Origin of the sequence: Mesobacillus sp. (genome assembly GCF_049588175.1) — a bacterium.
GTDB lineage: Bacteria > Bacillota > Bacilli > Bacillales > Cytobacillaceae > Mesobacillus.
This window is the reverse complement of sequence record NZ_JBAVFI010000340.1, coordinates 1-2,746: the sequence shown is the minus strand read 5'-3', so window position 1 is coordinate 2,746 and position 2,746 is coordinate 1. Positions and strand designations below refer to the sequence as shown.

Here is a 2,746-nt window from a genome sequence, read left to right as displayed (position 1 = left end):
GACCAAATCTTTCCTCAGTAAATTCATCTTTTGTGTAGTCGTAGGGCATATATCAGGGCAGTGGGTATAAATGAACTCTACAAGTTTGATTTTTTTAGTGTGTTCCCCGAAAGTATAATTCTTTTCTTCCATTGTAACGAGCGTAATGTCGTCTGGAATCTTAGCATTGGCGTCCCTTATAAGGAAATAGGATATGCCAGCTGTGATTCCTATTAACACGATAAGCGAACTGATGATATATATTTTTTTCATAACACAAACCTCCCCCTTATAAGATAAAGAAATTCAAAGGAAAATCATATGGACATTGTGTGAACTATGTAAAAGATTACTTATTGTTTGCTCCCTTTTAAGAAGTATATTCCCTATGACTCTATTATGACCAGTTAGTTAGGACTGATATCATAGGACTAATATTAAGGCAGCGGATGAGAGTAAAGTATTGAAAAAATGATTTCTTTACATTTTTTCCTCTATACATTGGAGGGATGTAAACAGGATTGAAAAAATGATGATGTCTGGTTGACTTTCCATTTTTTTGAAGGTATTCTGTAATGGAAGAAATTTTTTTTTATAAGGAGTATGTTTTATGTTAGGTGTCGTTCTTAACTAACCCGTTAATTTTATACGGTCAATCCGGAATATTTTTAATCATGGCCTTTAAAAGGTTTATTTCGCTATGGTTCGGGATTGAAGGTTAAGAACAATGAACATAGTAAAGCATGCTGATATCCGAAAGCATAAGCTGTGTACATGTACACGGCTTTTTTTTATCGGAAAAAGTGCAGGCGGAAGGACCGCCAGGCATTCTTCAAGCCGCTTTGGACATTGTTCCATGGCGGTTTTTTGTGTTCCATTTATTCATTCTTCTGCAAATCATCAATCTTTACTAAACACTTTTTTAAAATCTTGGTTGTTTTAAAGTATTATCACATGTTGATCGGAGCTGAGGGTGCTCGACTGATGCAGGATCACCGGACGCCCCGCTAAAAGCAAGTGACCGGAGCGGAAATCAACAATCTAAATTAATATTGCCTATTATTTAAGGAGGAAAATAAAATTGAACGAACAAACTTTTAACGTACTAGGACTTAATAAGGTCAAAGAAATGATCGCAAGCTTCGCTCTGACAGAGATTGGGCGCAAAAAAGTGAACGATATGCTGCCGTCCGTGAATGCCAGGCAAATTACATCTTGGCAGGAGGAGCTGTCAGAGGCAATCGAGATCCTAAAAATCAGTTCAAGTGTTCCAATCCATGGTCTCGAGGGGATGGAACTAGTCTTAAAGGGTTTTCATAAAGGAGTGCCTCTCAGGCCAGACCAGTTGGTCATGCTGTTGAACTTTCTTGAAACATGCAATAAAATTCGCAGGTTTATGAAGGAAAAGGAATATTGCGCTCCCAGAGTTTCAGCATATGTTTATGGAATTGAAGAACTGCCAGAACTGGCAGCTGAAATACAAAGGTGTATACGCAACGGACAAATAGATGATTATGCGACGAAAGAGCTTCTAAAAATCCGCAAACAACTAGCAATCCAGGAGGAGCGGTTAAAGGAAAGGCTTAATCAGGTTCTTAAATCGGCGAAAATGAAACCTTATTTACAGGAATCGGTCATTAGCCAGAGAAATGGACGGTATGTAATTCCAGTTAAAAAGGAATACCGGGCAAAAGTGAAAGGAGCTGTACTCGACACATCTGCTTCTGGATCGACTCTTTTCGTTGAACCAGAAGAAATCGGCGCTTTCCAGGAACAAATGGAATGGCTTTATGCTGAAGAGCAGGCTGAGGCTGAAAAAGTTTTAATATCTTTGACTGGTATGGCGGAAGGAAGAGAGAAAGAAATTCGCCTCGCTATCGAAACGATGGTCCATTATGATGTGTTATTTTCAAAAGCAAAGTATTGCAGAGCCATTGATGCCAAAAGAGTCAATATATATGACGGTTCCCTGATCATGTTCAAGGATGCCAGACATCCACTGCTTGGTGACAAAGCAATCCCGTTAACAATTGAAATTGGTTCAGATTATCAAGCTTTGATCATAACCGGGCCGAATACTGGAGGTAAGACGGTTTCTATTAAAACAGCTGGATTGCTTGTCTTAATGGCACAGTGCGGGCTGCATTTGCCTGTGGAAAATGAAAGTACATCAGGAATTTTTCATAAAGTGCTTGTGGATATAGGGGATGGACAGAGCATTGAACAGAATCTCAGTACATTCAGTTCAAGAATCGTCAATATCATTGAAATTTTAAAAGAAACGAATGACAAAACGCTTGTCCTCCTTGATGAACTTGGTTCAGGCACCGACCCAGGCGAAGGTATGGGGCTGGCAACGGCCATTCTTGAAACCCTTAATAACAAAGGTGCAACCTTGTTTGCAACGACTCATTATAGCGAAATAAAAGATTTTGCGGACCTGCATCAAGATTTCATGAATGGTTCAATGGAATTTGACCTAGAGACACTTAAGCCAACGTATCGCTTACGGATTGGGCAAGGTGGGGACAGCCAGGCTTTTGCCATTGCCCTCAAGCTTGGCATTCATCCAAAATTAATTGAAAGAGCCCATGAAATAACTTATAAGGCAGAAAAAAACTATACTGTCTTATTTGAAGATGATCCTTCTGCCTTAAAAGGGAGGGAACAGCAAATTATCGTGAATAAGCATAAAAGGAGGGGGCCAGAAGCAGAGAAAAAGATTGTAACACAATATGTTATGGGAGATAGCGTACACGTATCCACA

2 protein-coding genes are annotated in these 2,746 nt (G+C 39.5%); one reads left to right on the top strand and one right to left on the bottom strand.

Going from position 1 to position 2,746, the window contains the following annotated elements; translation table 11 throughout:
- Positions 1-252 (bottom strand): SCO family protein (locus tag WB217_RS08480; RefSeq protein ID WP_423992502.1); only part of this gene is annotated, 252 nt, incomplete at its 3' end.
- An 808-nt stretch (positions 253-1,060) separates the two neighbouring features.
- On the opposite strand from WB217_RS08480, the gene WB217_RS08475 reads away from it, so the two are divergent.
- The coding region (locus tag WB217_RS08475; protein WP_423992500.1) for an endonuclease MutS2 at positions 1,061-2,746 on the top strand (1,686 nt) is incomplete at its 3' end.